The organism is Desulfofundulus sp., from assembly GCF_049701015.1.
In the GTDB taxonomy this organism is placed as follows: domain Bacteria; phylum Bacillota; class Desulfotomaculia; order Desulfotomaculales; family Desulfovirgulaceae; genus Desulfofundulus.
In genome coordinates, this window is the sequence record NZ_JBNATZ010000001.1 from 3151 (window position 1) to 5462 (window position 2312).

At 49.7% G+C, this 2312-nt stretch carries 3 protein-coding genes; all 3 read right to left on the bottom strand.

The genetic code is table 11. The annotated features are described in order from the left end of the window. Window positions 1-119 precede the first annotated feature (119 nt). Window positions 120-308 carry a ferredoxin gene (locus ACPLUI_RS00025; RefSeq protein WP_424658222.1) on the bottom strand — a complete coding sequence of 63 codons (189 nt, stop codon included), beginning with the start codon at window positions 306-308 and terminating at the stop codon, window positions 120-122. 81 nt (window positions 309-389) lie between these two features. Next, window positions 390-1538 carry a LysM peptidoglycan-binding domain-containing protein gene (locus tag ACPLUI_RS00030; protein WP_424658223.1) on the bottom strand — a complete coding sequence of 383 codons (1149 nt, stop codon included), beginning with the start codon at window positions 1536-1538 and terminating at the stop codon, window positions 390-392. Window positions 1539-1800: 262 nt separating this feature from the next. Beyond that, on the bottom strand, window positions 1801-2312 hold a 512-nt coding region (locus ACPLUI_RS00035; protein ID WP_424658224.1), incomplete at its 5' end, for a methyl-accepting chemotaxis protein.

Genomic DNA, 2312 nt, shown 5'->3' on the forward strand with positions numbered 1-2312 from the left:
ATGAAAAGCACGGTTTGTAGACCGTGCTATAGAACAGCCCCTTCAGGAGCTTCTCTGTCAGGAGCTTCTCTGAATGAGGGTAAAAAATTTTTTACACTCCGAACTATGCTTTGTGCGTTCTAATACTCTGAGATGGCATTTGTTGGGCAGCTCTCTACGGCTTCATGAGCCTGATCCTCCAGTTCTGGGGGCACTTCATCTACAATGACATGAGCTTTATCTTCATCGTTCCATTCAAATACTTCAGGACAGGTGTCGACACAGGTGCCGCAGCTAATACAAAGATCCTGGTCCACTTCAACGCGCATAACTATCGCCTCCGTTGTGTTTGCTAAAGCAATAATATTCTTTGTCCCTCTTTGACTAAATTATGCTTTTTAAAGAGTTTTTTACGGTAAAGGAATTTTTAGAAGTTCCCCCGGGTAAATGCGATCGGGGTTGTTCAATCCGTTGAGCCGGATTATTGCCTCTACCGATGTGTTATAACGGTTCGCCAGTTCCCAGAGCGTTTCTCCGGGGCGTACGCGGTGCAGGAAAAAAGAAGAACTGCTGCTCATCCAGGTTACCAGAACCCGTCCTTCCAGGCTGCCTACCACCAGGCGGCCGTTGGCGGTGAAAGACAAATCATTAACCGGAATTTCTAACGTTATCACCTGCTCAGGTGACCGGGAGAACACCGGTACGGGGTAAATAAAGATGTGTCCTTCGGGAGTTCCCGCGACCATAACATCTCGTGTACCCAGCCTTCCTACGGCCAGGGCTGAGATGGTGCTTCCCAGGTTATCGGTGGTAAGTACGGTGGAAAGTGTCTCTCCCACCGCTACTATCCGGACCCGCCCGTCATCGCCGCCCCAGGCCAGATCCTCCCCGGGCTCACCTGTCAGCCTCCCTGATGTCATGGCCGTCAAGCCGGCAGGGAGCCTTTCAAGAAAGGGTCCGCTCATAAAGCCCTTCTCCGTATAGGTAAAAGTAACTATACCCCAATTGCCTTCTTCCAGCAAAGCGACTGCAATTAAAGGTAAAGCCCCTGTTCGTTCTATTACGGTTACCTTTTCCGGCGCCCCGGGTACTAAATGGATGGTTAACAGTTCGAGATTTCTTCCAACCTCCGGCTTTTCCGGCTGTTCATAAACATAAAAAGCACCTGCTCCTTCAGCGGCTGCTACAATTTCCAACCGGCCGTCTCCATTTACGTCTCCCAGAGCTAAACTTACGAAGCGGGCTTCGGGTTCCGGTGGACTGCTCCAGAAGGGGACAATAGCTCCTTCCCTGGCCGACCAGGTCAGTATTTGATCCAGGGTGCCTGCAATAATATGATCCGGAGTGTAGTTCCCCATTCCCACCGCCAGGCTTAATACTTCCGCAGGTGCATTGATGGCACTCAACTGGCGATAACTATTATTTTGCGGTGTAAAAACGGCTATATGGTGGCCGGTAGCCGCCACCACATCCCCCTCGTTACTGATGATTCTCCCGCTCCCTATCAGCACCGGTCCCCGGTTAATTCTGGCTTCCCACTGCGGATCTTTCCCATTCATCGTTGTCGTTGGCCCCCCGGTAAAATCCTTCATCCACAAAGTATGCGATAGTTGACCGGCAGGTGTTTTTTGTTGAAACTCGAGCGTAAATAATTAAAGGCGAGATTTTACCCGCCTTTTCTACTGAACTTTCTTATGCGAATGATTACCATCTTTTACATGTTCCAGCTTTGGCTTAACAGGTATGTTCACCGGATTTGCCCTTAAGTCCTAAAAGGTTCCAGGAAGACCAATTGCCTTTTTAGCCTTCGGAGAATTTCCGTTAAAGGAGAAGTTCGTCCGCCATTTTTTTCAGCTGAACGGCCACGGTACCCAGTTCGTTGACTGCAACGTTTATTTCCTGGGAAGACGCCGCCTGTTCCTGAGCTGCTGCAGACATCTGCTCAATTGAATGTGTCAACTCCATAATTGATTGCTGCACATCATTCAAGGTTTTCATAATTTCTTTAACTGACCGCTGGGTATCCTGGGAAAGCTTGCGTATCTCGCCGGCTACTACATTGAAACCCCGTCCGGCATCACCCACCCGGGCTGCTTCGATGGCTGCGTTCAATCCCAGCAGGTGAGTCTGTTCAGCAATTTCCTGGATAAGAGCTACAATATCATCGGTTTTCTTAATCTCATTCCTGATGGTCTGTGCGTTACTGTTCAGGTTCTCTGTGGTAGCCGCGAGTTCTTCCGCGGTGGCGGAAAGGTTCGTGATGGCCATGGTTATGGTTTTTACCTGGTTTTCCACTTCATCTGAGGCAGCAACCAGATTTTCCTGGCGGGTAA

Bases quoted from the DNA above. Each gene is read 5' to 3' on its own strand.
- ACPLUI_RS00025 (WP_424658222.1), bottom strand. From the start codon at position 308: ATGCGCGTTGAAGTGGACCAGGATCTTTGTATTAGCTGCGGCACCTGT.
- ACPLUI_RS00030 (WP_424658223.1), bottom strand. From the start codon at position 1,538: ATGAATGGGAAAGATCCGCAGTGGGAAGCCAGAATTAACCGGGGACCG.